The sequence below is a fragment of the Prosthecobacter sp. genome (assembly GCF_044227185.1).
In the GTDB taxonomy this organism is placed as follows: Bacteria; Verrucomicrobiota; Verrucomicrobiia; order Verrucomicrobiales; family Verrucomicrobiaceae; genus Prosthecobacter.
This window is the reverse complement of sequence record NZ_JBGAFO010000021.1, coordinates 84,318-108,902: the sequence shown is the minus strand read 5'-3', so window position 1 is coordinate 108,902 and position 24,585 is coordinate 84,318. Positions and strand designations below refer to the sequence as shown.

Here is a 24,585-nt window from a genome sequence, read left to right as displayed (position 1 = left end):
AAGTGCACACGAGGAAATAACGCGCCAACTAGAGCATTGATTTAACTCATTCATAATGAGTGGCGCACCCGTCAGGATTCGAACCTGAAACCTTCTGATCCGTAGTCAGATGCTCTAATCCGTTGAGCTACGGGTGCGTTGAAACCTGTTCAAGCCGCTGTTCGGAAACAGCGGGCAACGAGAATAGACCAGTGCATTCTTTTGTCAATCAATCCGGGCAGATTTTATTCAGTTCGTGCGCGGCACTCAGCGTGACTGCTCATAGGCATGGGCCACGCGCAGCACGGTGGCTTCATCCAGGGCTTTGCCGACGATCTGCAGACCGACGGGCAGGGCGATGCCCTCCACCTCCACACTGCCGCAGGGCAGGCTGATGCCGGGGAGGCCGGCGAGATTGACGGGAATGGTGAAGACGTCCTCCAGATAGGCCGCGAGGGGATTGTCCTTCAGCTCTCCCAGCTTGTGCGCGGGCGTAGGGCTGGTGGGGGAGAGGATGACGTCCACCTTCTTGAAGGCTTCGGTGAAGTCATTGCGGATCAGCGTGCGGGCCTTCTGCGCGCGGATGTAGTAGGCATCGTAGTAGCCGGAGCTGAGCATGTAGGTGCCCAGGAGAATGCGGCGCTTCACCTCAGGGCCGAAGCCTTCGGAGCGGGATTTTGTATATTGCTCCAGCAAGTCCTTGGCGCTGCCGGTGCGGTGGCCGTAGCGCACGCCGTCAAAGCGGGCGAGATTGGCCGAGGCTTCCGCGGGTGCCAGCACGTAGTACGTGGCCACGCCGAGCTCCGTGTGCGGCAGGCTGATTTCTTCGATGATGGCACCAAGAGACTCCAGCTTGCGGATGGCGGCCTGCACACTGGCAGAGACACCGGCATGGATGCCGTCGATGTAATATTCCTTGGGCAGGCCGATGCGCAGGCCCTTGATGTCCTGCCCGAGAGCGGCGGTGAAGTCCGGCGTTTCGACATTCAGCGAGGTCGAGTCCCGGGCATCGTGGCCGCAGAGGTGGTTGAGCAGCAGCGCGGAATCTTCGACGGTCTTGGTGACGGGGCCGATCTGATCCAGCGAAGAGGCGAAGGCCACCAGGCCAAAGCGGGAGACGCGGCCGTAGGTGGGCTTGATGCCCACGCAGCCGCAGAGGGCCGCGGGCTGGCGGATGGAGCCGCCGGTATCAGACCCGAGGGCGGCGACGGCCAGATCTCCGGCCACGGCCGCCGCGCTGCCGCCGCTGGAGCCACCAGGCACGCGGGAAAGGTCGCGCGGATTGCGCGTGACGCCGAGGGCGGAGTTCTCCGTGCTGGAGCCCATGGCAAACTCGTCCATGTTCAGGCGGCCGAAGGGGATGGCACCGCCGGCACGCATGAGCTCGATGGCACCCGCGTCGTAGGGGGCCTTGTAATTCTCTGAGAGAATGCGCGAGCCGCAGGTGCAGGGCTGGCCGGTGACGTTCATGTTGTCCTTGATCGCGATGGGGATGCCGCCCAATGGCTTGGTGGTGTCCGCACGATCCGCCTCCGCGAGGGCGGCATCGACATCCCAGGACAGGTAGGCGCCGATCTCCGCATTGCGTGATTCGATGGATTTGGCGACATCCAGAACGATGTCTCGTGGCGTGATTTCACCCGCAGTGATCCCTTTGCGCAGGGCTGCGATGGTGGAGGAGGCAAGCATAGGAAAGGAGCGGGAAAAAAGCGGCGGCGGCTGCGGCGGTGACGGTGCGGGCGAGATCGGTTTACTCGATCACCGCGGGGATCTGGATCTGATCAGCGACACGTTTGGGTGCATTGGCCAGCGCCTGTTCCTGGGTGAAGCCTGGGCGGGGTTCATCCGCCCTCAGCACATCATAGACCGGGATGGCGTGCGCCGTCGGCTCCACGCCTTCCAGATCATACCGGGTGAGGGTGTCGATGTAGGTCAAAATGTTGCCCAACTGGGCGGCATAATGGCTGGCTTCTTCTTCCGAAAGGTCAAGACGGGCCAGCCTGGCCACATGGAGGATGTTTATCTGATGGTCTTCAGGCATGAGGAGACGGCCCTTTCTTGCCAGCGGGACAGAAGCTTTGCAACGCAAAAGGCACAGACTGTTTGCAGTCTGTGCCTCGAAAAAAGCCTGCCTGACGGCGGATTTACCAGCCCTGGAAGGAAGAATACGGAATCTCCGAGCGGAAGCCCACTTCAGGAGCGAACTCGGTGTAGCCCCACCAGCTGTCAACGTTTTCCTTGTGATGATAGGGCGGGCGGTAGGTGCGCTTCCAGCTCGGGATCGGGAAGGTCGCGATCTCATAGAGACCGTAGCCAGCTCTCACCAGGGTGCGCTTGGTGCCTTCAACAATGAAATCGGAAGCGGCTGCGATGGAGCCGTCAGACTGGTTGGTCTTGCGCCAGACGGCGGGGTATTCAAACCAGCCAAAGAGGATGTTGCCCACGCCACGGCTGAGTTTCCGGCTCCAGGTAAAATGATGGCCGGGGGGGGACTGGATGTCACCATAAGCGATGCTGGAAAGAGCGCAGAGGGTGACGGCAAGGAATAGAAAACGATTTTTCATGTGGCTTAATGAGGATTAACAAAATTTACGGGTCTTTGGCAACCATTAAGTTGCGCTTTTTTGACACCTTTCTGCGTGTTTATCGCTTCCCTGGCGGGAACTGGCGGTACAGAAGCTGGCGCGCCTGCTGCAGGGCGGCGGTTTCCTGCGGACTGGAGGCCACGTTTTTCATTTCCGCCTCATCGCGGGTGTGATCGTAGAGTTCATCCGCCACCACGCTGCCGGTGTCGTAGTCCCGCCACTCGGTGTAGCGCAGCGTGGGGGTGCGCACGCTCACGCCCATCACCTCCGGTTTTCCACGCGGGGTGCGGTCCGGGTAGGCGGGGCGTGGAAACTGGGTGTAGGCGGCGTCTTTGACCCTGGCCTTCGGGTCGTTCAGCACTGGAACGAGGCTGACGCCATCGAGCCCTGAAGCCTGCGGCACCCCGCACAGGGCGGTGACGGTGGGAAAGAGGTCCACCATCTCCACCAGGGCCTCTGTGCTGGTGCCAGCGTGCCGGGCCTTGGGCGGTGCGATGATGAGGGGCACGCGCGCATCCAGCTCAAAGTTTGAGGTCTTGGCCCACAGGCCGTGCTCGCCCAGATGGTAGCCGTGGTCCCCCCAGAACACGATGAGCGTGGAGTCCAGCAGGCCGTGCCTTTCCAGGGCGGCCATCACCTTCCCCACCTGGGCGTCCATGTAGCTGATGCCGGCAAAGTAGCCATGCCGCATCTCCGCCGCCTGCTCCGCCGTGGGCCGCTTCTGATTTTCCGCCGGCCCTAGAATCTCCGTGCTGGCATGAAAGGCGATCTCGGGCGCGGCGGCAGGCCGGGCGGGGTCAAAGGGCGGCAGGCGGTCGCGCTGGTAGAGGTCCCAGTACTTTTTAGGCGCATTGAAAGGGGCGTGCGGCTTCCAGAAACCCACGGCCAGAAAGAAGGGCTGGTCTTTGACCTCTCCCAGCACCCGCACGGCCTCGGCGGCCACCCGGCCGTCGTAGTAGGCCTCGTCCGGCACGTCCCGGCATTCGCAGAGGGGCACTTTGCCATACTGGCGCAGGGTGCTGGAGAGCGTGGCCAGATTTGGCGGCAGCTCTCCGCTGACCTGGGGCGCGTCATCGCCATGATTGGCGTAGTGCAGGAATTCCGGGGCGCTCCATGAGCGCGGGTCGCCATGCTCCTTGGTGTGCCAGTTGTGGAAGATCTTGCCCACGCAGCGGGTGGTGTAGCCCTGGTCCTTCATCCACCCCGGCAGGGTGGTCACGCCGGGCTTCAGCTCGCGGAAGTGGGTGCCGTTCACGTAGAGGCCCAGGGTGTCCGGACGCAGGCCGGTGAGCATGGAAGAGCGGGAGGGATTGCACACGGCCTGCTGGCAGTAGGCATGGCGGAAAAGCATGCCGCGCGCGGCCAGGGCATCCAGGTGCGGCGTCACCGCCACCGAGCCGTAGCAGCCCAGCTCCGGCCGCAGGTCATCCGCCATGATGAAGAGGACATTGGTGCGCGCCGCGGCATGCAGCAGCGGAGCGGCTAGGAGAGAGAGGAATCCGAGGACGGTGGCGCGGAAAATCATGGCCGGGGATAACGCGCCAGGGGCGGCAATATTGCCCGCCATTCTCCGCCACGGGGGCAAAAACTCAGGCCGGCTGACGCAGCAGCTTGTTGCGCATGCTGCGCCACTCCGCACGGTGGTTGCGCGCCCAGTCATTGAGCGCGTACTCAAAGCCGATGTCGTGCCCCTGGCGCTCGCTGGCCAGCCACTTCAGCCGCAGGATTTCCTCCTGTTCAGCGAGGAATTCACCATAGGGTGTTCCGAGGGGGGCGGGCATCGTGGGGCTGGTCATTTTTTGACTGATCCATGCAGTCCGCCCCAGATTCAAGTGCAAGCTGCCACGATGGCGCGGCGCAGGGCGGCGCCGTGGCGTCCGGCGCCCCTGGATTTCCCATGATTTTTTCGGCCCGTTAAAGAAAGCAAATGACAAGGTCTGAGCACCCCTTATATAATGACGGCTTAAAGTCACACGTTTAAGCCGGAGTAGCTCAGTGGTAGAGCATCGCATTCGTAATGCGAGGGTCGCGGGTTCAAATCCCGCCTTCGGCTCCACCAACGCGTGTTTGTCATGACCCATCCGAGCATCGCTGACAATGATCCGCCACGCCGCAGCCGAGCACGGCGGCGGGAGGCCATGATCAATGCTGTCGCCACGATTTTAGGCTGCATGGCGCTGGTGGTCATGATCGCCACCGTGGTGCGCGTGGTCATGGTAAAGCTCTGGGAATCCGCCCGCGTGAATCCCGAGTACGTGAAGTCCGTGTATGACAAGGATCTGGAACGCCGCTGGTCAGGCAACATCAAGGAGCAGCCTTCCCTGCTGAGCGACGGCGGAGCCCAGTCGCAGTCTGGCAGCACCCCTCGGGTGGCGGCGGCCCCCGCCGCCGAAGCCGCGCCCGCCCGTGCCGTTGCATCTCCAGGGGCGAATGCCGAGAACCCGGCAGGCGTCGCGCCCCCCTCCTCCATTCAGGACATCGAGCACAAACGCGCCAAGATCGAGCTCTCGGTGCGTGGTTTTTTTGAAGCCGCCAATGTGGACCAGCGGCTCGCCTTTGCGCGCGACCCGCAGCGGGTGCGGCCGCTAATGGAATACTATTACCGCGGCCATCCGCACACCCCGCTGGAGTGGAAAGCCCTGGGCTGGGTGCTTCCGGTGGAGGAGCCCGGCTACCGCCTCGCCTACGCCCAGGCGGTTTTTGCCAATGCCGATCCGGTGAGCCTCATCATTGAGGAGATGACGGACGGCAGCTTCCGGGTGGACTGGGAGAGCTCCGTCCGCTACAGCGAGCTGGACTGGGAGGTGTTTCTCAAGACCCAGCCGACCGCGCCAAAGCTCTTCCGCGTCATCGCCTCCAAACCGCAGAACCTGCCGCCTGAGGCCTCCCCGATGGGGAGCGAGGTGCTGGAAATCAAGCATCCTGACGATAATGACGTCATTTATGCCTACTTTGATCGTAAAGATCCTAAATTCCAACCTCTCCTCCAGCAACTGCAGACCGGAAACTGGAAGGACGTCCCGCTGACCCTGCGCCTTTGCTTCCCCGGCCCCACCGGGAACGGCAAAAATGCGCGGATCGCGGACGTCGAAGGCAAGGGCTGGCTGATATTGCACGGAACCAGGAGCTAGACTGTGAGCAAACCTAAACGAAACACGAAAAAGGCGGCCCAAGGCAAGGCCAGGCCTGTTGCGGCAAAATCGAAAAAGACGGTGGTCCTCAAGAAGGCCAAAGCCGCGCCGGCCAAGAAAGCACTGGTCAAAAAGAAACCGGTGCCCGCCAAGAAGCCTGCTCCGAAAAAGGCTGCTGCAAAGCCGGCTCCGAAGAAGCCCGTCAAAAAGGCGGCGCCTAGCAAGGATGCGGTGAAAAAGCCGGTGGCCAAGGCCTCCCCGCCGAAGGGCAAATCCGCGCCGACGAAGGCCGCCCCCGTCAAGGCTGCTCCCGCCAAACCCGCTGCAAAGCCGGCGGCCAAACCCGCGAAGCCGCAGGTGCCTGCCAGACCCGCCGCCGCCGCCAAGCCCCCTGCCGCCAAACCGGTCGCCCCTGCCGTTCCGGCCAAGCCTCCCGCGGCTGCTCCCGCTGCCAAGCCCGCCCCGGTACCCGCCCCTGCCAAGGTTCCTGCCGCACCGGCCAAAAAGGCTGCTCAACCGCCGGTGGAAGTGGTGGCCGCGCCGCCGCCGCTGCCGGCCAAAAGAATCCCCTCCCAGCCACTGCCGCCTCCCGGGCCCACCAAGTCTGGCGCGCTGTTTTACGACTCCCACATGCACACCCCGCTGTGCAAACACGCCTGGGGCGAGCCGGAAGAATATGCCCAGCAGGCCCTGAAAGCAGGGCTGAAGGGCATCATCTTCACCTGCCACTGCCCGATGCCCAACGGCTTCTGGCCCACCGTGCGCATGGCGGAAAGCGAGTTCGACACCTACGTTGCCCTGGTTCAGCGCGCCGCGGACGCCTTCAAGGGCAAGCTCGACATCCGCCTCGGCATCGAGAGCGAATTCTTCCCCGGCTGCGAGGAGTACATCGCCAACCTGCACCAGCGCGCCGACTTCCACTACGTGCTCGGTGCTGTGCACTGGCAGGCCAAGGAGTACCTCAACAAGTTTGAGACCGGCACCATCGAAAACTTCCGCCGCACCTACTTCGACCACCTTGCCAAATCCGCCGAGTCCGGCCTGTATGACGCCCTGGCGCATCCGGACCTGGTGAAGAACTACCACCCGGACTCCTGGTGCTTTGCCATCGTGAAAAACACCGTGGCCACCGCGCTGGACCGCATCGCCGCCACCGGCGTGGCCATGGAGCTCAACACCTCCGGCCTGAACAAGAGCTACTCCGAAATGAATCCGGGCCTCGAAATGCTGCGCATGATGGCGGAGCGCAAGATCCCGGTCGTCGTCGGTTCTGACTCCCACCGTTCCAATCGCGTGGGCGAGCACTTTGTCACCGCCCTGAACCACCTCACCGAAGCAGGCTACGAAAAAGTCAGCTACTTCCTCAACCGCCAGCGCATCGACCTGCAGATCTCCGATGTGCTCGCCAGCTTGAAGAAGGCCGCGGACCACAACGCCTGATCTCCTATGGTTCGCACTGGCATCGGTTACGACGTCCATCCCTTTGAAACAGGCCGCCCGCTGGTGCTCGGCGGAGTCACCATTCCGCATTCGCGCGGGCTCAAAGGGCACTCGGATGCGGACGTGCTCAGCCACGCCATCGCAGACGCGGTGCTGGGCGCGCTGGGTGAGCCGGACATCGGCCACTGGTTTCCACCCAGCGATCCCAGCATCGAGGGCATCTGCAGCCTGAAGATTCTCGAAAAGTGCGCGGAGATCGCAACGGGGAAAGGCATGCGCATTGAGAACGTGGACGCCTCGCTCGTGGCGGAGGCCCCCCGTGTGAAGCCCCATGCCGCCGCCATGAAGCAGAACATCGCCACGGCGCTCGGCATTCAGCCCGACCAGGTGGGCGTCAAGGCCACCACCAACGAGCGCCTGGGCTTTGTGGGGCGGGAGGAGGGCATCGCCGCCATGGCGGTGGCCTGCGTCAGCAAGATCTAGTCCGGCCCCGCCGCCCGGATTGTTCTCTTTTTTGTCTTCTTGCCACCATGTGCAGAAGAGCGGAAAGAACCCGCGTTCCGTCCTCGTGTTCACCACGACGCCACCCGCCGCCGATTTCTCACGCTCTCATTCGTCATTCCGCCCTCCCCTCATGTCCGACTCCGCCGCCGCTGCCGCCCTCGTCTCTGGTTACAACAAACTCAAAGCCGCCCTTGGCCGGCGCATCGTGGGGCAGGAGGCCGTCATTGAGCAGGTCTTCATCGCCATCACCGCCGGCGGCCACAGCCTGCTGGAAGGCGTGCCGGGCCTGGCGAAAACGCTGCTGGTGAAATCGCTGGCCGACGCGATGCACCTGAGCTTCCGCCGCATTCAGTTCACGCCTGACCTGATGCCCGCGGACATCACCGGCACCGAGATCATCCAGGAAGATGCCGACACCGGCCGCCGCAAGCTGGTCTTCCAGTCCGGCCCCATCTTCTCCCAGATCATCCTCGCGGACGAAATCAACCGTACGCCGCCCAAGACGCAGGCGGCCCTGCTGGAGGCCATGCAGGAAAAGCATGTCACCGTGGGCCAGGTCACGCATGAGCTGCCCAAGCCCTTCTTTGTGCTGGCCACGATGAACCCCATCGAGCAGGAAGGCACCTACCCGCTGCCGGAAGCGCAGAAGGACCGCTTCCTTTTCCTCATCAAAGTGGACTACCCCACCCGCAATGACGAGCGCGAAATCATCGCCCGCACCACCGGCGGCGACACCCAGGAGATCGAGGCCGTCATCACTGCCGAAGAGCTGCAGGCCGCGCAGCAGCTCGCCCGCAAGGTGCCCGTGCCGGATCATGTCATCGACTTCGTTCTCGATCTCGTGCGTGCCACAAGGCCCACGGAACCGGATGCCTCTGAGTATGTGAAAAGCATGCTGAGCTGGGGCGCCGGCCCGCGCGCCAGCCAGATGCTGGTGCTCGCGGGCAAAGTGCGCGCCCTGCTTCAAGGCCGCACGCATGTGACCACGGACGACATCGAAGCCCTCGCCGCCCCTGCCCTGCGCCACCGTCTGGTCCCCACCTTCCATGCCGAAGCCGAAGGCATCACGGTGGATCAGATCATCGCCGAGCTGGTGAAGAAGACGAAGAAGGGAGAAACGCGAGTGCTTTGATGGCTGCGCCACAATGACGAAACCAGAATGAGGAATGACGAATGAATGATGAAGTCCGAATGACGAAGAAGCGCAGGCCACTAACTTCGGCCTTGGTGTTTCGGATTTAATTCGTCACTCCTCATTCTGATTTCGTCATTCTCCCCCGCCGCACTCCACGCCTCCCAATTCACATCCCCCGTGGCCACGCTCTCCGACATTCTCCAGGCCGAAGACATCACGAGTCTGCAGTCCCTGCAGCTCTTTGCGCGCACCGTCGTGGAGGGCTTCACCACCGGCCAGCATGCCTCTCCGCACAAAGGCTTCAGCGTGGAGTTCCGCCAGCACCGGCCGTATGTGCAGGGCGATGAGATCCGCCGGCTGGACTGGAAGATCTTTGGCCGCACGGACCGCTTTTACATCCGCGAGTTTGATGAAGAGACCAACCTGCGCGCCACGCTGGTGCTGGATGCCAGCGGCAGCATGGCCTACCGCGGCCAGAAGGGCGTCCAGAAGTTTGACTACGCCCGCAAGCTGGCCGCCTCCCTGGCCTACCTCCTCATGAGCCAGCAGGACGCCGTGGGCCTGATCACCTTTGACTCCAAGGTGCGCGAAATCATCCCCTGCCGCACCAAGATCACGCACCTGCATCTGCTGCTGGAGACGATGGTGAAAACCGAGCCTGGCAAGGACACCAGCCTCGCCCCGGTGATCGAGTCCCTGGCCCAGCGCCTCAAACGCCGCGGACTGGTCATCCTCATCAGCGACTTCTTTGATGATCCCGCGGCGCTCCTGCGCTCCATCGGCATCCTGCGCAAGCAGGGCCACGAGATCATCGCCGTCCAGCTCTGGGACCGCGACGAGATCGACTTCCCCTTCGGCAACTGGGCCCGCTTTGAAAACCTGGAGAACAACGATGACTTCCTCCTCCTGGACCCCGCCACCATCCGCCTGCGCTACATGGAGGCGCAGCAGAACTTCGCCGCCCAGCTCAAGGACGGCTTCCGCAAACATCAGGTCGATTACCTGAGCCTGCCCACGGATGAGTCCCACTCGGCCGCGCTGCGCAGCTATCTCTCCCTGCGCATGCGCTGACACCTTGTTTGCCTTTTCCGACTCCATGAACCACCTTCACTCATGAGCGCCGCCGTTCTCGAAGCCGTCCTTCAATCCCCCGACCTGCCGGAGATCATCCAGCACGCCCTGGGTGTACTGGCCGCTGAGCGGAAGCTGCGGGAGAAGTTTTACGCGGACATCACGCCAGAGCACAAATGGGAGTTCATTCAGGGGGAGATCATCATGCACTCGCCGGCGCTCAACCAGCACCTGCAGGCCACCAAGGCCATTTTCAAGCTCATGGAAAGCCATGTCAGCAATCACAAGCTGGGCGATGTGCAGATTGAGAAAGCCATGACCAGCTTTCCGCGCAACGATTACGAGCCGGACCTCATGTTTTTCGGCGTTGGCAAAACGGGCCTCATCTCGCCTGACACACTCAGGTTTCCCATCCCCGACCTCATTGTCGAAGTGCTCTCGCCCTCCACGGAACATCGTGACCGCGGCATCAAGTTCGAAGACTACGCGCTGCACGGTGTCGGCGAATACTGGATCGTCGATACCGTCGCTGAGACCGTGGAGCTTTACCGCCTGGAGGGCAGCAGCTATCCGCCTGTGGAGGCTCAAAAAGACGGCCTGCTCAGCAGCACAGTCATTCCCGGATTCGAGATGCCCGTGAGGGCCGTTTTTGATTCCGCGGTCAACGCCGAGGCCATGCGCCATATTTGGAATCCGAAATGAGTTTCCTCAACGGCATTCTCCTGGCGGGCGGCCTGGCCTTCCTCATCCCGCTGATCATCCATCTGCTCAACAAGCGGAAGGTCATCACCGTGCGCTGGGGCGCCATGCATCTGCTGCATGAGGTGATCCGCCAGCGGAAGCGCAAGATGAAGATCGAGCAGCTTCTGCTGCTCCTCGTCCGCATCTCCATTCCCATCGTGCTCGCGCTGTGCCTGGCGCGGCCGGTGCTCGCGGCGCTGCGCTCCCTCGGGCTCGGCAGCTCCTCGCTCGTGGTGATGCTGGACGACTCCTTCTCCATGCGCGCGCCCGCGGCGCAGACCACGCTGGCAGGCGGCACCGTCATGCAGCAGGCGCGGCAGGACCTGCAGACGATGCTGACCGATCTGCCGGAGGGCTCCAGCGCGCAGGTCGTTCTCTCCGGCGGCACCCCGCGCAAGCTGCTCGACCAGCCCACCACGGACCGCGATCTCGTCCCCAAGAAACTCGGCGACGTACCCTCCATGGCCGGCCCGCTTTCGGCAAATGACGCCTTTCAGGCCGCCACCTCCGCCCTGAAGGATTCGCCCAATGCCGCGCGCGAAGTCGTCATCATCTCCGATTTCCAGGAGGCCGACTGGAAGGCCGTGGCGGAAGGCGCAGCGCTGCCCGCCCTCGACAATCTCTCCAAGCAGGAGCCCAGGCCGCAGATCACCTTTTATCGCGTGGGCAGCGACCTGGCGGAAAATCTCAGCATCGCCAGCGCTGACATCTCCGCGCTCGTCGCCGCGGAATCCCAGCCCGTGGGTCTGCGCGTGCGCATCAAAAACCATGGCAAGCGCCCCTGGCAGGACATTCCCGTGCATCTGGAAGCGGATGGCGCGCGCCTGCGCACCGCGCGTGTTTCGCTGGCCCCGGAAGGCGAGGCCGTGCTCTCCTTCACGCATGCCTTTGACAAGGTGGGCGACCACTCGCTCTCCGTGCGTCTGGAAGGAGACAGCTTTGCCGACGACAACGCCTTCTTCTCCATCGTGCAGGTGCGCAACCAGCTCAACGTCCTGCTCATCGATGGCAAGCCCAGCAACGAGCCGCTCGAGGGCGCCGCAGACTTCATCGACATCGCTTTGGAGCCCCACACCCTCGCCGCCGCCACGCTGAAGGACCTGATCCGCACCAAGAAGGTGGACCTGCGTAAAATTCGCAACGAAGACCTGCGCCAGCAGGAGGTCATCATCATGGCCGATGTGGAGAAACTCCAGGCCCACACGCTGAATGAGATCGACAAATTCGTCAAAGAAGGCGGCGGCCTCCTCGTCTTCGCCGGTCCCGAATGTAACATCGACTGGTACAACCGCGACTTCTTCCGCAAAGGCGAGGGATTGTACCCCGCCGCGATCAAAGGACAGGGCCGCGCTGATTCCGACTCCCCGCCCGCGCGCATCCTCATGCAGCGCTTCACCCATCCCTCCGCGCTGTACTTCAACGACGCCCGCTCCGGACGCCTGCAGGACGCCGAATTCCGCCACTGGCTGGAGTTCGTGCCGCAGGGAGACAAGACGCAGCGCATCTTCAACCTCGACCGCAACGTGCCGCTGATGATCGAGAAAAAGCACGGCCGCGGGCGCGTCATCGCCGCCGCGACGACGGCCAATGCGGAGTGGAGCAATCTGCCGCTGCAGCCTTTCTTTGTGCCGCTGATGCAGCGCCTCACGACCTACCTAGCCACCGAAGGCAGCGCGCCCGCCTGGCAGCTCGTCGGTTCCACCGTGCGCCTGCCGCTGGAGAAAGCGGAGATCGGTTCGGAGTTCACGCTGCGAGACCCCACCGGCCAGACGCAAACCTTGAAGTCGGTCAAAGAAGGCGACTCTGTTTTCGTACAGAGCCCGGTGATCGCCCAGCCTGGCATCTTCCAACTGCAAAAGGTCGGCACGGAAAAGACGACGCTGCTGGCCTTCAACATCGACGGCACCGAGTCCGATCTGAAAGCGCTGCCAGTGGCGGACATTCAAAAGATCGCCCAGCGCCACGACGCCGCCTTTGCCGACACCCTGCCCGCCTACCAGGCGCTGGACCGCACCCGCCGCCACGGCAGCGAACTCTGGCAGCCGCTGCTCATCGCGCTGCTGCTGCTGCTCTTCGCCGAAGTGCTGCTGCAACAACACATTGCCAAAGGCTGAGACAGATGCGCGCCCGCCATTCCATTTTGAAATGCCTTGTGGGACTGCTTCTTATGTCCTGCGTGAATGCAATCGCTGCCGATGAGCCCGGGCAGCGCCACAACGCCCTTGGCAAATTGTATCCAGAGGGGTTTGCCAAGCTCCCGGTCGAATCTCGAAAAAAAGCGCTCAACTATCTCGAATCCTGGACGGGCACCTTTTCCAAACTGGGTGTCTCGGGACTCAAGGATGGAGACAAACTCAGGCAAACCTACGAGAAAGAGCTGCTGCCGCTGCTCCTGCCACTCGAAAAAGGGACACCGCTGGAAAAGAACGCATTCAAAGCGGGCACTCAAATTTATGATGCCCTCAGGCACCTCGGCACATTGCTGGCCTCCCCAGAAGCCGCCGTTGACCTCGAACTGGAGAAGCTTGTCCGCTTCCAACCCGGCACCGAATCTGATTTTTCGCGGCTGACCGCCAACGTTTTTGAACTTTTCCAAGATTACTTTCAGCTCGTCGCGCCAGATCAGTTCGAGCAGAAGATCCAAAAGACCCAGCAATCTGATCTGATGGTGTTCACCCAAAAATTGAAAACCTACAAGGTCGAAAAACTGCCCGCCACCCAAGCGCTGGAACAGATCTGGATTCAGGCCACCGGCAAACCTCCGCAGATGATCAGTCCTGACTGGTATTCTCCCAAGAAAGATCCAGAACCGCTCATCAGTCTCGACCTCGAGGACGTGCCCACGATGGAGATCATCCGCTACATCTCCGAGCTGGCCAGCAGCCGTGTCCACATCCGTGGTTACCACGGTGATGGCTTGCGGCTGCAGCTCGAGCAGCTCATCGAAAGCGACCACACTGCCGGCATGGCCTATTTCTCAATGGCCAGCATCAGCGCAGAGGGAGCCAGACGGCTTGGATTGAAACCCGGCATGACCTCCCCTGATATCCTCAAGCGCCTGCGCTATTTCGGGATGAACTTTGATGACACACGTCATCCTGCCGCGGTGTATAACGCCAAAGAGGGAAAGATCGCGGCCATTCTGCCTCCCGGCCGCCAGGGTGGTTATTATCTTGGGACGCTCGCCGCCCTTGCCGATCGCGGCCAGATCGTCCCTTACAAGCCCTGAGCCTGCCCGCCACACTCCGTCCACCTCACCTTTCTAAATGAATCTCCAGACCGAAACCACCCTGCGCTTCACCGGCGGCTATCCGCCGCTTCCGGTGATCCTGCTCGCGTTCGGTCTCGCGACGCTCATGTGGTTCCTTTACCGCCGTGAGCTGAAGTTTGTGGACAGCCGCGCTGCGCAGATGTCGGCCGTGCTGCGTTCGCTGGCAGTCTTCATTCTCGTGCTCGCGCTGGCCGGTCCGATTCTGCGCCACGTCACCACCCACCGGCAGCTCGGCCGCGTTGTCGTCGCGGTGGACAGCTCCGCCAGCATGCAGCTCACCGATGAGGCGCCCGGCGCCCCCGCGGGCACTTCCAAGGCCCGCTTTCAGCGCGCGGAAGACCTCCTGCTCAAAGGCACCACACCCCTGCTGAAAAAGCTGGCCGAAACGCAGGACGTCGAGCTCGTGGCCCTGCGCGGCATGAACACCCAGCGCCTCTGGTGGTACCGCCAGGGCGGCAAGGACACCTCCGGCGACATGCCCGCCGCCTTCGAGCTCCCCGCCACCTCGCCCATCACCAATCTTGATCAAACCCTCCGCGCCGCGCTCGGCCCTCCCGCCGCAGGCACCGCCCTCGTGCTTCTCTCAGACGGCCAGCACAACTCCACCGGCTCCCCGGAGGAGTTCAGCACCGCGCTCAAGAGCAGCGGCACCCCCATCTTCACCATCGGCTTTGGCACGGAGATCCCGCCGGCGGACCTTTCCCTGCTGGCCGTCACCGCGCCTGAGTCCGTCTTTTCCAAGGAAAACTTCCAGGGCCGTCTCACCGTCAATGACAGCATGCCTTCCGGCGTGCCCGCCAATGTCCGCATCGAAAGCCAGGGCAAGGTGCTGTGGAAAAAGGACTTCACCACGGATGGCAAAGGCGAGAAGGGCTTCGACTTCGTCTTTCCCGTGGCCGAGCTGCCGCCGCCCGCGCCCGGTCAGCGCGATAAAACACTGCGCAACGTCAACATCCTCATCTCCGCCAGCGGCGACCGTGCCGCCCTGGAAAAGACCCGCTCCAACAACGCCCGCGAGCTCTCCATTCACCTGCTGGAAAAGAAGCGCAAGGTGCTCATCATGGACGGCCGTCCGCGCTGGGAGTTTCGCTACATCCACAGCCATTTTGACCGCGATGAGCGCTGGCAGGCCACCATGATCTTTGACGACATGGCCGACAACCCCGCCGACGGCACCCTGCAAAAGGATTTCCCCAAGACCCGCGACGATCTCCTGAGCTACGACCTCATCATCCTCGGCGAGGTCGCCATCAACCGCCTCAAGCCGGAAAGCCTCGACTGGATCATCGAGTTCGTGGAAAAACGCGGCGGCGGCCTCATCATGATCGACGGCCAGCGCGGCAAGCTCCACGACTGGAGCAAGGGCAAAACCGCCCCGCTCATCCCCGTCAAATTCAACAGCAAGACCACCAAGCCCGCCCCGACGGGCCTCGAGCTCACCACCGACGGCCAGCGCTTCGAAGCCCTGCGCCTGAGCGACAGCCCCAGCGCCAACACCGCCCTGTGGCCGACGCTCTCCAAAGTGAACTGGCACTCCAACGTGGAGCCTCTGCCCGCGGCCATCACCCTCGCCAAAGCGCAGCAGCCTGCGATCGTCTTCCGCCAGGTGGGCGCCGGCGCGGTGCTTTATCTCGGCACCGATGAGCTCTGGCGCTGGCGCTTCCAGGTGGCGGACCTGTACCACCAGCGCCTGTGGATGCAGCTCGCCGCGTGGATCGCCGCGCCGCCGTTTCAGATCGACCAGAAAAAACTCTCCCTGGGCACCGACCGCCTGCGCTACTCCCCCGGCGAAGCCTCTGAAATCCGTGTGCGCGTGCGCAATGACAAAGGCGACATCATCACCGATGCGCAGCCGCGCGCCTATCTGCTGCACGACGGCACCGAAGTCGCCACGCTGCAGCTCGAGGCCGACCCCACTCACATCGGCATCTACCGGGCGCTCACCCCGCCGCTGAAGGCAGGCACCTATGAGATCGCCGTAGCGGAAAGCCCCAGCGCGCCACGCAGCGATGCCCGCCTCTCCCTGCATGTGTCTGACACGGGCAATCCCGAGTGGGCCACGCTGACGATGAACCGCATGCTGCTGGAAACCATGGCCACCAACAGCGGCGGCCGCTTCCTGCGCGAAGAGCAGGCCGCCACCGATCTCCCCAGCCTGCTGCAAAGCATCGACCGCAAGCAGGTGATCACGAAAGAGACCATCCTCTGGTCGAGCTGGTGGTGGTTCAGCGCCGCCATCCTGCTGCTCACCATCGAATGGCTCATGCGCAAGCGGCTGAAACTCGTCTGATCATGGCCGTCTCCACTGCTCACACCCAGCTCGCCGTCCGCGTGACACCGAACGCCAGGAAATCCGCCTTCGCCGGATGGACGGCGGATGAGAAAGGCCGCCCGGTGCTGCTGGTGAAACTGGCCGCGCCGCCGGTGGATGGAAAAGCCAACACAGAACTGATCCGCTTCCTGGCCGAAGAGCTCGACTGCCCCAAGGGCCAGATCACCCTCCTGCGCGGCACATCGAGCCGGCAGAAGACCGTGGAACTCCCCGCCGCCGTGATGGAGCGCCTGCCAAAGTAGCCTCGTTCCTGCGGAACAAGAGCCCTCTCCCTCGAACGATCTGACGCCCGTGACGAGATGAAGTCAAAAGCCTGGCCTACTGCACCCCTGTCACCTTTCGCACAAGATACGATCCCCCATGCGCATACCCGGGAGGATGGCCCGCCTTCAGCAGTCGGTTGAGTTCCTTGCGATCCTCCTCACTCGCAACACTTCCCCCCACTGGAATGTAGGGAAACAGGATGAAATCACAGCTGTAACCGATCAGCCGTACCTCCTTGAACCGTGCGTCCGCCCGTAGCTGCGCCTGCATTCGTTGGATATACCGGGACGTGAGCCACATGTCGCTCTGCTGCAGGACGACAATGCCCGCATGGAAACCAACGAACACGCCGAGTAATGACGCCCCAACACTGAGAACCCTCCCCCGCCACCCCGCCGGTGGCAGCCGCACAAAACGCAGCCCGCACAGAAACCCAAGAATCGCCGGAATGCCATAAACACACGCGGCCCAAACGTTCACACTGACGTCATCGAGCCAAACTGGCTTGCATCTCACGACTCGGGCCAGAAGCAGCACGACCGCCATTTGGCCGCCAATCAGAGCCACCAGTCGAAGCGCGGATTTCATGATGCAGAGTCATCACCAAAAACAGCGGAGGCCTTCGACACCACCCTTTCCTGCCGCGCATCGTCCGCCCGTCGCTGCTTTTCGCGAATCGTTTTCATCACCTGCAGAGCGAGCACAAACAAACCACCGGTACAGAGCACCATGAGGATTCTCGCCTCCCAGGAAAACTTGATGAGGCATGCCACGAAGAGCACCGTCATGGGCAGTGCCACGCCATAAAGCAGCCCCGCGGGCAGCAGCAGCACGCCCGTGAGATGCAGCCCCAACGCGATGGGTGAGAGCACCAGCGGCACCACCAAAAACGCGACCAGGGCTGGGAGCCCTCGCATCTTCCTCGGCCGGATGTCTGGCACAGCCTTCATCACCATGTGCCCATTCTAACGTGTTGGCGCAGCCCTGAGAAGCTTTTTCCACACGCACCGGCTGTCCGAGTGCCGGTTTTTCCACACGGCTCAGGCTTATACAACGATCCATTGAAAACGAGGCGATTCTCTTCAGCCACACCGCCCCAAACTTTCACCAGCCCCAAAGGGGCGGCGGATTCAGCCCAGGGCGCCGCGAGGAACGAGCAAGCCCTGGGTCGCGCACGCGAAATCCGGTCAGCAAATCCAGCGCTCCTCAACACCACGCCGGGTGCCAGCAGCGTCTGCAACGCATCCCGCCTCACTCCTCTTCCGCCATCACCCATCACTTTCATCTCAATCGAATACCACTCGCGCAGACTCATTTTCAACTGTGCCTGGTATTAAAAGTGGCCTGCCGGGAAAAAGCTGCGAAGCATGCGGAACATGAACGAAATCAGAACTTACGACGGCAGCTTCAGCTTCACCATGCTGGCCCGCGACAAGGCGGACCATCTGGATGAAGTGTTTGCGGAAAGCGGCCTGGAGGTGGACCTGGCCCTGCAGTCCCTGGATTTCTCCTGGATGGGCCGGGAGCGTGACCGTGCGATCCTCAAAGTCTTCATAGAGGTTGCCAAAACCCTGGTGGATGCCGAAGGCGAGCTGCGCTGCGAGATCGACGACGACCAGGAGGATCCGCATTTCGAATTTTTCACCATCAAGCAAGGCCAGCTCCTGCTCCAGCGCGCCAGCATCGTGCGCGAGGCGGACAAGACTCCGCAATGCTGAGTGAGCGCGTGGCGAACTGAACCCCAATCGCGCCCTCCCTCTTCCGGCAACCACTGCAAACAACTGCAAACCATCGCCAACAACCGCAAACTTCCCCCCTCCCCCCCTCACCCGCGGTCCCGCTCCAGCAGGTTCATCATCAAAAACGACAGCAGCAGCGCCAGTTGCTCCCCCTCTGTGGCGGGGCCTTTCTCGGCAAGCACAAAGCGGCATTCATCAAACGAGGGCCGCTTGGTCAGCTTCATCACGGGCGCTCCGCCGTCGACGCGTGTGGCCAGGTAGCCCGGGTGCAGCACGAAGTCCGTCACCAGGCCAAGCACTGGGATCTCCCCCACCAGGTCGTTCAGCAGCTTCACAAAGGGGTTCGTCTCCTGAATCACGAAAGTGGGCGTCCGGGCTCCCGGAGCAAACACATCGTAGTGCGCTCGCCAGAGCGACTTCATCCCCCGCCTGCCCACGGATCCCAGCTCTCGCCCGTCGGGAGCCCGGAAGGTGTAGCGCGCCGACCAGTCGATGACGCGGTCCGCCTCAATGGAGGCCAGCAGCGACCTCTCCGTATCATCCGCAAAGACCTCCACTTTTTCACGAAGTTGAAAGACATGCTCTCTCGCAAAGCAAATCGCCCCGCTGTAGGCATCCGTCACGTAAATCTCCTGCGTGAAGGACAGAATCGGGAAGCGGAAGGTCAGCGGATAGTACATGCGTTGGTCATTGTGAGCCGACGGCATGCGCCTGCAATGACAGAACAGCAGGGTATTTGCAATCGGTCCCGACGATCAATGCCTCCGCCCAAACTTTGCAGCAGCTCCTCCGTCCCGCCTTAACCCCGCGCCCGCTCCAGCAGATTCATCATCAGAAAGGACAGCAGCAGGGCCAGTTGCTCGCCATCATCGGCGGGGCTTTGCTGGGTCAGTCCGAAGCGGCCTTCGAGGAAGGCGGGCTGCTTCGTGAGCGTCACCACAGGCGCACCGCCCTCCCCACGCGTGGCGATGTAGCTGGGATGCAGCATGTAGCCGGTGAACATGCCGATGACGGGGATGTTTCCCACCATGCCGTCCAGCATCTTGACGAACGGGTTCGCCTCCTGAATCGCAAACGTGGGTGTCTGCGCCCCGGGGGCAAAGACATCGTAATGCGCACGCCACAGGGACTTCAGGCCGCGCCTGCCCACCGCGCCGAGTTCCTGCCCGGAGGGAGACCTGAACGTGTAGCGCGCCGACCAGTCGATGATGCGGTCCGCCTCGATGGTGGCCAGCAGCGTCTGCCGGGAGTCATCCGTAAACACCTCCACCTTCTCGCGGAAGCGAAACAGCTTCTGCTTCACATAGCAGACCGTCCTGCCCTCCGCGTCCGTCACATAGATCTGCGGTGAAAAAGCCAGAAGCTTGAAGCGGAAGGTGAGCGGGTAGTTCATGACGCCGCCACTGTGGACCGATGGCCCGGGTGCGCAACGACAGAACAGGTGCGAATTTGCAATCAGGCGGCCGCTTTGGAGATGTTCTCCAGCAGCGCCTTCGCGCATGCCGCCGCAAACTCCGGCGCATTGATTTCACAGTCCATTTCCACCAGCGGAATGCCGGGGCGGAGATTTTGGCGGATGGCGTCGAACAGCGCGGCATCGGCCTCGGCATCATGAAACGGCTTCCCTTCCGCGCTGATGATGCTGATGGCGCGAAGCGGAAGCAGGACGGTGACGGGACCGCGAGACGCATTTGCCTTCAAGGCGAGGATGCGGCCCAGCTCCGCACACTCGGCAGCATCCGTGCGCATCAGAGTCACCTGCGGATTGTGAATGTAGAAATGCCGCCCCTCACACCTCGATGGCACGCTGGCGCGCTCGCCGAAGTTCACCATGTCCAGGCACCCGGGGGTGATGATGGCGGGGATGCCGGCCTTGCCAGCTGCATCCAGGCGTGTCGGTCCGGCGCTGAGAATGCCGCCCACGAGTTCGTCCGCCCACTCCGTGGTGGTGATGTCCAGCACGCCGGCGAACATGCCGCTTTCGATGAGCGACTCCATGATTTTGCCGCCCGTACCGGTGGCGTGGAAGACGAGGACTTCGTAGCCGGCGTCTTCGAGAATCTTCTTCGCACGGTTCACGCATTCCGTGGTGTTGCCAAACATGGAGGCGGCGATGAGCGGCTTGTCCTCGCCTGATGGCACCGTCGTTTCCACCATGCCGCAGATGGCACCTGCTGCGCGGGCGAGCAGCACACGGGAGATGCGGTTGATGCCGCTGACGTCCACAATGCTGGGGAACATGACAATGTCCTTCGTGCCCACATACGGCGCCACATTGCCTGCGGCCAGCGTGGAGACCATGACCTTCGGGAAACCTACTGGCAGCGCGCGCATGGCCGCTGTGCCGATGGCGGTGCCGCCGCCGCCGCCGAGAGAGATGACGCCCTGCACCTTGCCGCTGGCCACCAGCGCGGAGAGAAACGCCGCCGCCGCGCCCGCCATGGCGGTGACAGCCTCGCCGCGATCCTGACGCGCCATGATGCCGGCGAGATCCACCTTCCCCGCCGCCGCCACCTGCTCGCGCGTGACATCCGGCGGCACCTGCGGCACATCGCCACTGCCGGTGTCGATGAGGAGGGTCTGATGCCCGCGTGCGCGGATGATTTCCGCCACATAGGCGTGTTCCTGACCTTTGGTGTCGAGCGTGCCGAGGACTGCGATGGTTGCCATGGGGCAGGATAAAAGCGGGCCGGGGAAGAACAGCAACCATTTCACACCTGCTCCTATCCGGAGTGCACCGGGGTTGACGGGGTGAGACACCCAAAAATCCCTCGTGCCTTTTGTGCCGGCGTATGACACTGTAGGACAGCATACCACCTTGCCCGTCATGCCAGCGACAGTTCCAGTTTCATCGAACCCAGTGTCCCCTCAGGACCGGCTTCGCATCGCCAAAACAGCGTTTGAAACCTATCGTACGCGCTGCTTTTGGTCTCTGGCCCCCGACTTCGTGGTGGACGAATCCACTCTGCCCATTGTCATTGCAGGATTGCGTAAACACGGGGATCGCACCGCATTTCAGATCGCCGCCCAGCTATGCCGTTAACTGCTTTCCAGCACGAAGTCTTCTCCACTCTCCGTCGCGGCCGCAGCCCCAACAGCTTCATCTTTGGCGCCACCGTTCTCAATGCATCTGCGCAAACTCCGCGCTATTCGAAGGACATCGACATCTGCCACGATCTGGAAACGGCCGTGGCCGAATCAGCCGCAGCGGATGAAGCAGCTCTGGTTGCCGCGGGGTACACGGTCTCCTGGCAGCTTCGTCAGCCTCTGTTTCAGCGCGCCACCGTCACACGGCACGATGGCAGCGTGAAGCTGGAATGGGTCTATGACTCCGCTTTTCGCTTCTATCCCGTTGAACCCGATGATGAACTCGGATGGCGGCTGCATTTTGCGGATGCCGCCACGAACAAGCTGCTTGCCCTCTCAGGACGTGCCGAGCCTCGCGACTTTGTGGATGCCATCCATCTGCACGAGAACTACCTCTCTTTGGGGACGCTGGCCTGGGCGGCCGCGGGCAAGGATGAGGGCCTTAACCCGCGTCTTATTCTCGATCTCGCGGATCGTTTCGCCCGCTACCGCCAGGCCGACATCGACAGCCTGCACCTCGCCGCTCAATTCCGTCTTGAAGATCTCAAGGCAAGATGGTCCATGGCCATAGAGGAAGGACGTCAGCTCGTTGAAAAATTGCCACCGTCCGAAATCGGATGTTTGTATTTGGATCCACAGACGAGCCGGCCCGTCTCACCCATTCCCGGCTCCCTTTATCTGGATCAATTGGTCCGCCACTACGGCTCAATTGGAGGCTCATGGCCAAGAATGGCGAAGCAATAATCCGCCCGGCCTTTCTACGGTCCCCGGCATTTTTCGCCCCCAAATCCCGCCTCCGGCATTGAACCCGGCGGATTCCTCGCCAAGTCAGGGGGTCCCACCCATGTCCAAAGCCGTTTTTCGTCACATCCCCCTCCGCGAACTCAACGCCGACCAGCTTCTTGACCTCTCCAAGCGCATGAAGCTCTCCCTCTCACGTGCCGACATGCTGGCCGTGCAGAAGATCTACCAGGACGAAGGTCGTGAGCCGACGGATGTCGAGATGGAAGTCATCGCCCAGACTTGGAGCGAGCACTGCAAGCACCGCATCTTTGGCGCGAAGATCACCCACGTGCTGGACGGCAAGGAGGAGACCGTGGACGGCCTCTTCAAGACCTACATCCGCAACGTGACGGAGGAGATCTGCAAGAACAAACCCGACTTCGTGCTCAGCGCCTTTGAAGACAACGCCGGCTTCGTCCGCCTGGACGCCGACAAGGCCGTGTGCCTCAAGGTCGAAACCCACAATCACCCCAGCGCCATCGAGCCTTATGCAGGCGCAAACACCGGCCTCGGCGGTGTCATTCGCGACATCCTCGGCGCAGGCAAAGGCGCCAAGCCCGTCGCCTCCATCGACGTCTTCTGCTTCGGCCCGCCCGACATCGAGCAGGACCAGATCAAAGCCAAGGACGTCATCCATCCCCTCGGCGTCATGCGCGGCGTGGTGCGCGGCGTACGCGATTATGGCAACCGCATGGGCATCCCCACCGTCAATGGTGCCATCCAGTTTGACGACACCTTCATTTACAATCCCCTCGTGTTCTGCGGCACGGCGGGCATCATCCCCATCAAGGACATCGCGAAGGAAGTGAAGCCCGGCCACCTGCTCATCGCTGCGGGCGGCCGCACGGGCAAGGACGGCCTCAAGGGAGCTACCTTCTCCTCCGCAGAGCTTACCACGGATTCCCACGAGGAAGACCAGACGGCGGTGCAGATCGGCAATCCCATCGAAGAAAAGAAGGCCGCCGATTTCGTGCTGGCCGCGCGTGAGAAGGGACTGATCCAGTTTGTGACTGACTGCGGCGCGGGCGGCTTCAGCTCTGCGGCTGGTGAAATGCTGCGCGAGACCGGCGGCGAAGTCTGGCTGGAAAACGCCCCGCTCAAGGCCCCCGACCTCGAAAGCTGGCAGGTCTTCATCAGCGAATCCCAGGAGCGCATGGTCATTGCCATCGAGGAAAAAGACCTGGCCGCCATGCACGAACTCGCCGCCATTTACCAGACGGAGCTCTGCGTGCTGGCCAAAGCCGACGGCTCCCAGCGCCTGAAAGTCTCCCACCATGGCACCATCGTGTGCGATCTCCACGTCGCCGCGCTGCATGAGGCCCCGCGCCGCGAGATGAAGGCCAAGTGGCGCACCCCGCCCGCGGTGAAGCCCGCCGTGCCCGTGCGTCCGGAATCCTGGACGCAGACCCTGAAGACCCTCCTCGCCGATTTCTCCATCGTCTCCCGCGAGCCGATCATTCGCGAGTACGACCACGAAGTGCAGGGTAACACGGTGCTGAAGCCCCTCGCCGGTGCCTCGGGCGATGCGCCGCAGGACGGCAGCGTCATCCGCGTGGATGGCAGCAATCAGCTCGTCTCCCTCGCCTGCGCTCTTCTCCCCGAGTGGGGCAAGACCGACCCGCACCTCATGGGCCGCGCCGTGGTCGATGAGTGCGTGCGCCAGCTCGTCGCCATGGGTTCCAACCCCGACCGCATCGCCATCCTGGATAACTTCTGCATGGGCAACCCCGACAACGAGCGCGAGCTCGGTGCCCTCGTGGAGTGCACCAAGGGCATGGCCAAGGCCGCCACCACCTACGCCGCCCCGTTTGTCTCCGGCAAGGACAGCTTCTACAACTACTTCGTCACGGACGAAGGTCCGGTGTCCATCCCCGTCACCCTGCTGCTCAGTGGTTTCGGCATCGTGGAAGATGCGAAGCACGTCGTCGGTGCCTCCCTGCGCCGCATCGGCAGCAAGATCGCCATCCTCGGCAAGGCCAGCACCGGCCTGCGCGGCAGCATCGTCGCCAAGTACACCAAGGGCATCGGCATGGACGCCGCCCCTGACTTCTGCGAAAACGAAAGCCTCGCTGCCTACCGCCGCTACTACGATCTGGTGAAGCAGGGCGCCGTCCTCAGCGCGCATGACATCGGCGAAGGCGGCCTCGCCGTCGCCCTGGCGGAAATGTCTTTCAGCGGCAAGGCGGGCATCCGTGTCTCCACCGACAAGATGCCTCTGGCCTCCGCGGGTCTGACCACGGCGGAGCTCCTCTTTGGCGAAACACCCGGCCGCCTCCTCGTGGAGATCGCGCCCGAGCATGTCAGCGCTGCGGAAGCCGCCGGCCTCACGATCATCGGCGACTCCACCCGCGAGCCTTACCTTTACATCTCCCACAATGGCACAACGTTGATCGATTCACCGGTGGATCAGCTCAAGCCGCTGTGGCGCGACGGGCTGGTGAAGTACTATTGATCTGCCATTTTGGCACGAATTTCGCACTTCCCTAAATTGGGGAACTTTTCGTATATTCATTAAATAGCAGT

Annotated in this window: 23 protein-coding genes and 2 tRNA genes; 14 read left to right on the top strand and 11 right to left on the bottom strand. The window is 62.5% G+C overall.

The window, feature by feature from the left end:
• Positions 1-60: 60 nt before the first annotated feature.
• The 6 genes from ACILSQ_RS30805 to ACILSQ_RS30780 form a co-directional block, all read right to left on the bottom strand.
• Positions 61-137 (bottom strand) — tRNA-Arg (locus tag ACILSQ_RS30805).
• A gap of 109 nt (positions 138-246) precedes the next feature.
• On the bottom strand, positions 247-1,668 hold the full coding sequence (gene gatA, locus ACILSQ_RS30800; RefSeq protein ID WP_395747550.1) for an Asp-tRNA(Asn)/Glu-tRNA(Gln) amidotransferase subunit GatA: 1,422 nt from the start codon (positions 1,666-1,668) through the stop codon (positions 247-249).
• 61 nt (positions 1,669-1,729) lie between these two features.
• Positions 1,730-2,020 carry an Asp-tRNA(Asn)/Glu-tRNA(Gln) amidotransferase subunit GatC gene (gene gatC, locus ACILSQ_RS30795; RefSeq protein ID WP_395747549.1) on the bottom strand — a complete coding sequence of 97 codons (291 nt, stop codon included), beginning with the start codon at positions 2,018-2,020 and terminating at the stop codon, positions 1,730-1,732.
• A gap of 103 nt (positions 2,021-2,123) precedes the next feature.
• The gene (locus ACILSQ_RS30790; RefSeq protein ID WP_395747548.1) at positions 2,124-2,543 is read right to left on the bottom strand and encodes an exosortase system-associated protein, TIGR04073 family; all 420 of its coding nucleotides are present in this window, start codon (positions 2,541-2,543) and stop codon (positions 2,124-2,126) included.
• Between the two features lie 79 nt (positions 2,544-2,622).
• A complete protein-coding gene (locus tag ACILSQ_RS30785; RefSeq protein WP_395747547.1) occupies positions 2,623-4,089 on the bottom strand; it encodes a sulfatase in 1,467 nt (488 codons plus the stop codon).
• Between the two features lie 64 nt (positions 4,090-4,153).
• Positions 4,154-4,345 (bottom strand): hypothetical protein, encoded by a 192-nt coding sequence (locus tag ACILSQ_RS30780; RefSeq protein ID WP_395747546.1) that lies wholly within the window; start codon positions 4,343-4,345, stop codon positions 4,154-4,156.
• Positions 4,346-4,545: 200 nt separating this feature from the next.
• On the opposite strand from ACILSQ_RS30780, the gene ACILSQ_RS30775 reads away from it, so the two are divergent.
• The 11 genes from ACILSQ_RS30775 (at position 4,546) to ACILSQ_RS30725 (ending at position 16,431) form a co-directional block, all read left to right on the top strand.
• Positions 4,546-4,620 (top strand) — tRNA-Thr (locus ACILSQ_RS30775).
• 16 nt (positions 4,621-4,636) lie between these two features.
• The gene (locus ACILSQ_RS30770; protein WP_395747545.1) at positions 4,637-5,695 is read left to right on the top strand and encodes a hypothetical protein; all 1,059 of its coding nucleotides are present in this window, start codon (positions 4,637-4,639) and stop codon (positions 5,693-5,695) included.
• 81 nt (positions 5,696-5,776) lie between these two features.
• Complete coding sequence (locus ACILSQ_RS30765) at positions 5,777-7,135, top strand: histidinol-phosphatase (RefSeq protein ID WP_395747544.1); 1,359 nt, start codon at positions 5,777-5,779, stop codon at positions 7,133-7,135.
• A 6-nt stretch (positions 7,136-7,141) separates the two neighbouring features.
• Complete coding sequence (gene ispF / locus ACILSQ_RS30760) at positions 7,142-7,618, top strand: 2-C-methyl-D-erythritol 2,4-cyclodiphosphate synthase (RefSeq protein WP_395747543.1); 477 nt, start codon at positions 7,142-7,144, stop codon at positions 7,616-7,618.
• A gap of 151 nt (positions 7,619-7,769) precedes the next feature.
• Positions 7,770-8,771 carry an AAA family ATPase gene (locus ACILSQ_RS30755; RefSeq protein WP_395747542.1) on the top strand — a complete coding sequence of 334 codons (1,002 nt, stop codon included), beginning with the start codon at positions 7,770-7,772 and terminating at the stop codon, positions 8,769-8,771.
• 180 nt (positions 8,772-8,951) lie between these two features.
• Positions 8,952-9,845 (top strand): DUF58 domain-containing protein, encoded by an 894-nt coding sequence (locus ACILSQ_RS30750; protein ID WP_395747541.1) that lies wholly within the window; start codon positions 8,952-8,954, stop codon positions 9,843-9,845.
• A 42-nt stretch (positions 9,846-9,887) separates the two neighbouring features.
• Entirely contained in the window at positions 9,888-10,547 is a 660-nt protein-coding gene (locus tag ACILSQ_RS30745; RefSeq protein WP_395747540.1) for a Uma2 family endonuclease, read from the top strand.
• The gene (locus ACILSQ_RS30740; protein ID WP_395747539.1) at positions 10,544-12,700 is read left to right on the top strand and encodes a BatA domain-containing protein; all 2,157 of its coding nucleotides are present in this window, start codon (positions 10,544-10,546) and stop codon (positions 12,698-12,700) included. Before ACILSQ_RS30745 ends, ACILSQ_RS30740 begins: the two co-directional genes overlap by 4 nt.
• A gap of 62 nt (positions 12,701-12,762) precedes the next feature.
• A complete protein-coding gene (locus ACILSQ_RS30735; RefSeq protein ID WP_395747538.1) occupies positions 12,763-13,815 on the top strand; it encodes a hypothetical protein in 1,053 nt (350 codons plus the stop codon).
• A gap of 37 nt (positions 13,816-13,852) precedes the next feature.
• Positions 13,853-16,147: a VWA domain-containing protein gene (locus ACILSQ_RS30730; protein ID WP_395747537.1), complete on the top strand. Its 2,295-nt coding sequence runs from the start codon at positions 13,853-13,855 to the stop codon at positions 16,145-16,147.
• A 2-nt stretch (positions 16,148-16,149) separates the two neighbouring features.
• Positions 16,150-16,431, top strand: a complete 282-nt coding sequence (locus ACILSQ_RS30725; RefSeq protein ID WP_395747536.1) for a DUF167 domain-containing protein — start codon at positions 16,150-16,152, stop codon at positions 16,429-16,431.
• Between the two features lie 76 nt (positions 16,432-16,507).
• Here ACILSQ_RS30725 and ACILSQ_RS30720 read toward each other — a convergent pair whose 3' ends face one another.
• Both ACILSQ_RS30720 and ACILSQ_RS30715 read right to left on the bottom strand, forming a co-directional pair.
• The gene (locus ACILSQ_RS30720) at positions 16,508-17,041 is read right to left on the bottom strand and encodes a hypothetical protein (protein WP_395747535.1); all 534 of its coding nucleotides are present in this window, start codon (positions 17,039-17,041) and stop codon (positions 16,508-16,510) included.
• Positions 17,038-17,409, bottom strand: coding sequence for a hypothetical protein (locus ACILSQ_RS30715; RefSeq protein WP_395747534.1), 372 nt, complete (start codon positions 17,407-17,409; stop codon positions 17,038-17,040). The genes ACILSQ_RS30720 and ACILSQ_RS30715 overlap by 4 nt, the downstream gene beginning before the upstream one ends.
• Positions 17,410-17,829: 420 nt before the next feature.
• On the opposite strand from ACILSQ_RS30715, the gene ACILSQ_RS30710 reads away from it, so the two are divergent.
• A complete protein-coding gene (locus tag ACILSQ_RS30710; RefSeq protein ID WP_395747533.1) occupies positions 17,830-18,171 on the top strand; it encodes a hypothetical protein in 342 nt (113 codons plus the stop codon).
• 107 nt (positions 18,172-18,278) lie between these two features.
• On the opposite strand, the gene ACILSQ_RS30705 is transcribed toward ACILSQ_RS30710, so the two are convergent.
• From ACILSQ_RS30705 to ACILSQ_RS30695, 3 genes are all read right to left on the bottom strand, one after another.
• A complete protein-coding gene (locus tag ACILSQ_RS30705) occupies positions 18,279-18,899 on the bottom strand; it encodes a hypothetical protein (protein ID WP_395747532.1) in 621 nt (206 codons plus the stop codon).
• 92 nt (positions 18,900-18,991) lie between these two features.
• Entirely contained in the window at positions 18,992-19,585 is a 594-nt protein-coding gene (locus ACILSQ_RS30700) for a hypothetical protein (protein WP_395747531.1), read from the bottom strand.
• Positions 19,586-19,647: 62 nt separating this feature from the next.
• Positions 19,648-20,862, bottom strand: a complete 1,215-nt coding sequence (locus ACILSQ_RS30695) for a Tm-1-like ATP-binding domain-containing protein (RefSeq protein ID WP_395747530.1) — start codon at positions 20,860-20,862, stop codon at positions 19,648-19,650.
• Between the two features lie 363 nt (positions 20,863-21,225).
• Here ACILSQ_RS30695 and ACILSQ_RS30690 point away from each other — a divergent pair, with 363 nt between their 5' ends.
• Both ACILSQ_RS30690 and purL read left to right on the top strand, forming a co-directional pair.
• On the top strand, positions 21,226-22,023 hold the full coding sequence (locus ACILSQ_RS30690; RefSeq protein ID WP_395747529.1) for a nucleotidyl transferase AbiEii/AbiGii toxin family protein: 798 nt from the start codon (positions 21,226-21,228) through the stop codon (positions 22,021-22,023).
• A 100-nt stretch (positions 22,024-22,123) separates the two neighbouring features.
• Positions 22,124-24,514, top strand: a complete 2,391-nt coding sequence (gene purL / locus ACILSQ_RS30685; RefSeq protein ID WP_395747528.1) for a phosphoribosylformylglycinamidine synthase subunit PurL — start codon at positions 22,124-22,126, stop codon at positions 24,512-24,514.
• Positions 24,515-24,585: the final 71 nt, after the last annotated feature.

What these genes read in the sequence shown, in the direction of transcription:
- ispF (WP_395747543.1), top strand. Translation starts at nt 7,142, where the DNA reads ATGGTTCGCACTGGCATCGGTTACGACGTCCATCCCTTTGAAACAGGC.
- ACILSQ_RS30695 (WP_395747530.1), bottom strand. Translation starts at nt 20,862, where the DNA reads ATGGCAACCATCGCAGTCCTCGGCACGCTCGACACCAAAGGTCAGGAA.
- ACILSQ_RS30705 (WP_395747532.1), bottom strand. Translation starts at nt 18,899, where the DNA reads ATGCCGTCGGCTCACAATGACCAACGCATGTACTATCCGCTGACCTTC.
- ACILSQ_RS30740 (WP_395747539.1), top strand. Translation starts at nt 10,544, where the DNA reads ATGAGTTTCCTCAACGGCATTCTCCTGGCGGGCGGCCTGGCCTTCCTC.
- ACILSQ_RS30780 (WP_395747546.1), bottom strand. Translation starts at nt 4,345, where the DNA reads ATGCCCGCCCCCCTCGGAACACCCTATGGTGAATTCCTCGCTGAACAG.
- ACILSQ_RS30790 (WP_395747548.1), bottom strand. Translation starts at nt 2,543, where the DNA reads ATGAAAAATCGTTTTCTATTCCTTGCCGTCACCCTCTGCGCTCTTTCC.
- ACILSQ_RS30730 (WP_395747537.1), top strand. Translation starts at nt 13,853, where the DNA reads ATGAATCTCCAGACCGAAACCACCCTGCGCTTCACCGGCGGCTATCCG.
- ACILSQ_RS30770 (WP_395747545.1), top strand. Translation starts at nt 4,637, where the DNA reads ATGACCCATCCGAGCATCGCTGACAATGATCCGCCACGCCGCAGCCGA.
- gatC (WP_395747549.1), bottom strand. Translation starts at nt 2,020, where the DNA reads ATGCCTGAAGACCATCAGATAAACATCCTCCATGTGGCCAGGCTGGCC.
- ACILSQ_RS30725 (WP_395747536.1), top strand. Translation starts at nt 16,150, where the DNA reads ATGGCCGTCTCCACTGCTCACACCCAGCTCGCCGTCCGCGTGACACCG.
- purL (WP_395747528.1), top strand. Translation starts at nt 22,124, where the DNA reads ATGTCCAAAGCCGTTTTTCGTCACATCCCCCTCCGCGAACTCAACGCC.
- ACILSQ_RS30710 (WP_395747533.1), top strand. Translation starts at nt 17,830, where the DNA reads ATGAACGAAATCAGAACTTACGACGGCAGCTTCAGCTTCACCATGCTG.
- ACILSQ_RS30720 (WP_395747535.1), bottom strand. Translation starts at nt 17,041, where the DNA reads ATGAAATCCGCGCTTCGACTGGTGGCTCTGATTGGCGGCCAAATGGCG.
- ACILSQ_RS30745 (WP_395747540.1), top strand. Translation starts at nt 9,888, where the DNA reads ATGAGCGCCGCCGTTCTCGAAGCCGTCCTTCAATCCCCCGACCTGCCG.
- ACILSQ_RS30700 (WP_395747531.1), bottom strand. Translation starts at nt 19,585, where the DNA reads ATGAACTACCCGCTCACCTTCCGCTTCAAGCTTCTGGCTTTTTCACCG.
- ACILSQ_RS30715 (WP_395747534.1), bottom strand. Translation starts at nt 17,409, where the DNA reads ATGGTGATGAAGGCTGTGCCAGACATCCGGCCGAGGAAGATGCGAGGG.
- ACILSQ_RS30690 (WP_395747529.1), top strand. Translation starts at nt 21,226, where the DNA reads ATGCCGTTAACTGCTTTCCAGCACGAAGTCTTCTCCACTCTCCGTCGC.
- ACILSQ_RS30785 (WP_395747547.1), bottom strand. Translation starts at nt 4,089, where the DNA reads ATGATTTTCCGCGCCACCGTCCTCGGATTCCTCTCTCTCCTAGCCGCT.
- gatA (WP_395747550.1), bottom strand. Translation starts at nt 1,668, where the DNA reads ATGCTTGCCTCCTCCACCATCGCAGCCCTGCGCAAAGGGATCACTGCG.
- ACILSQ_RS30755 (WP_395747542.1), top strand. Translation starts at nt 7,770, where the DNA reads ATGTCCGACTCCGCCGCCGCTGCCGCCCTCGTCTCTGGTTACAACAAA.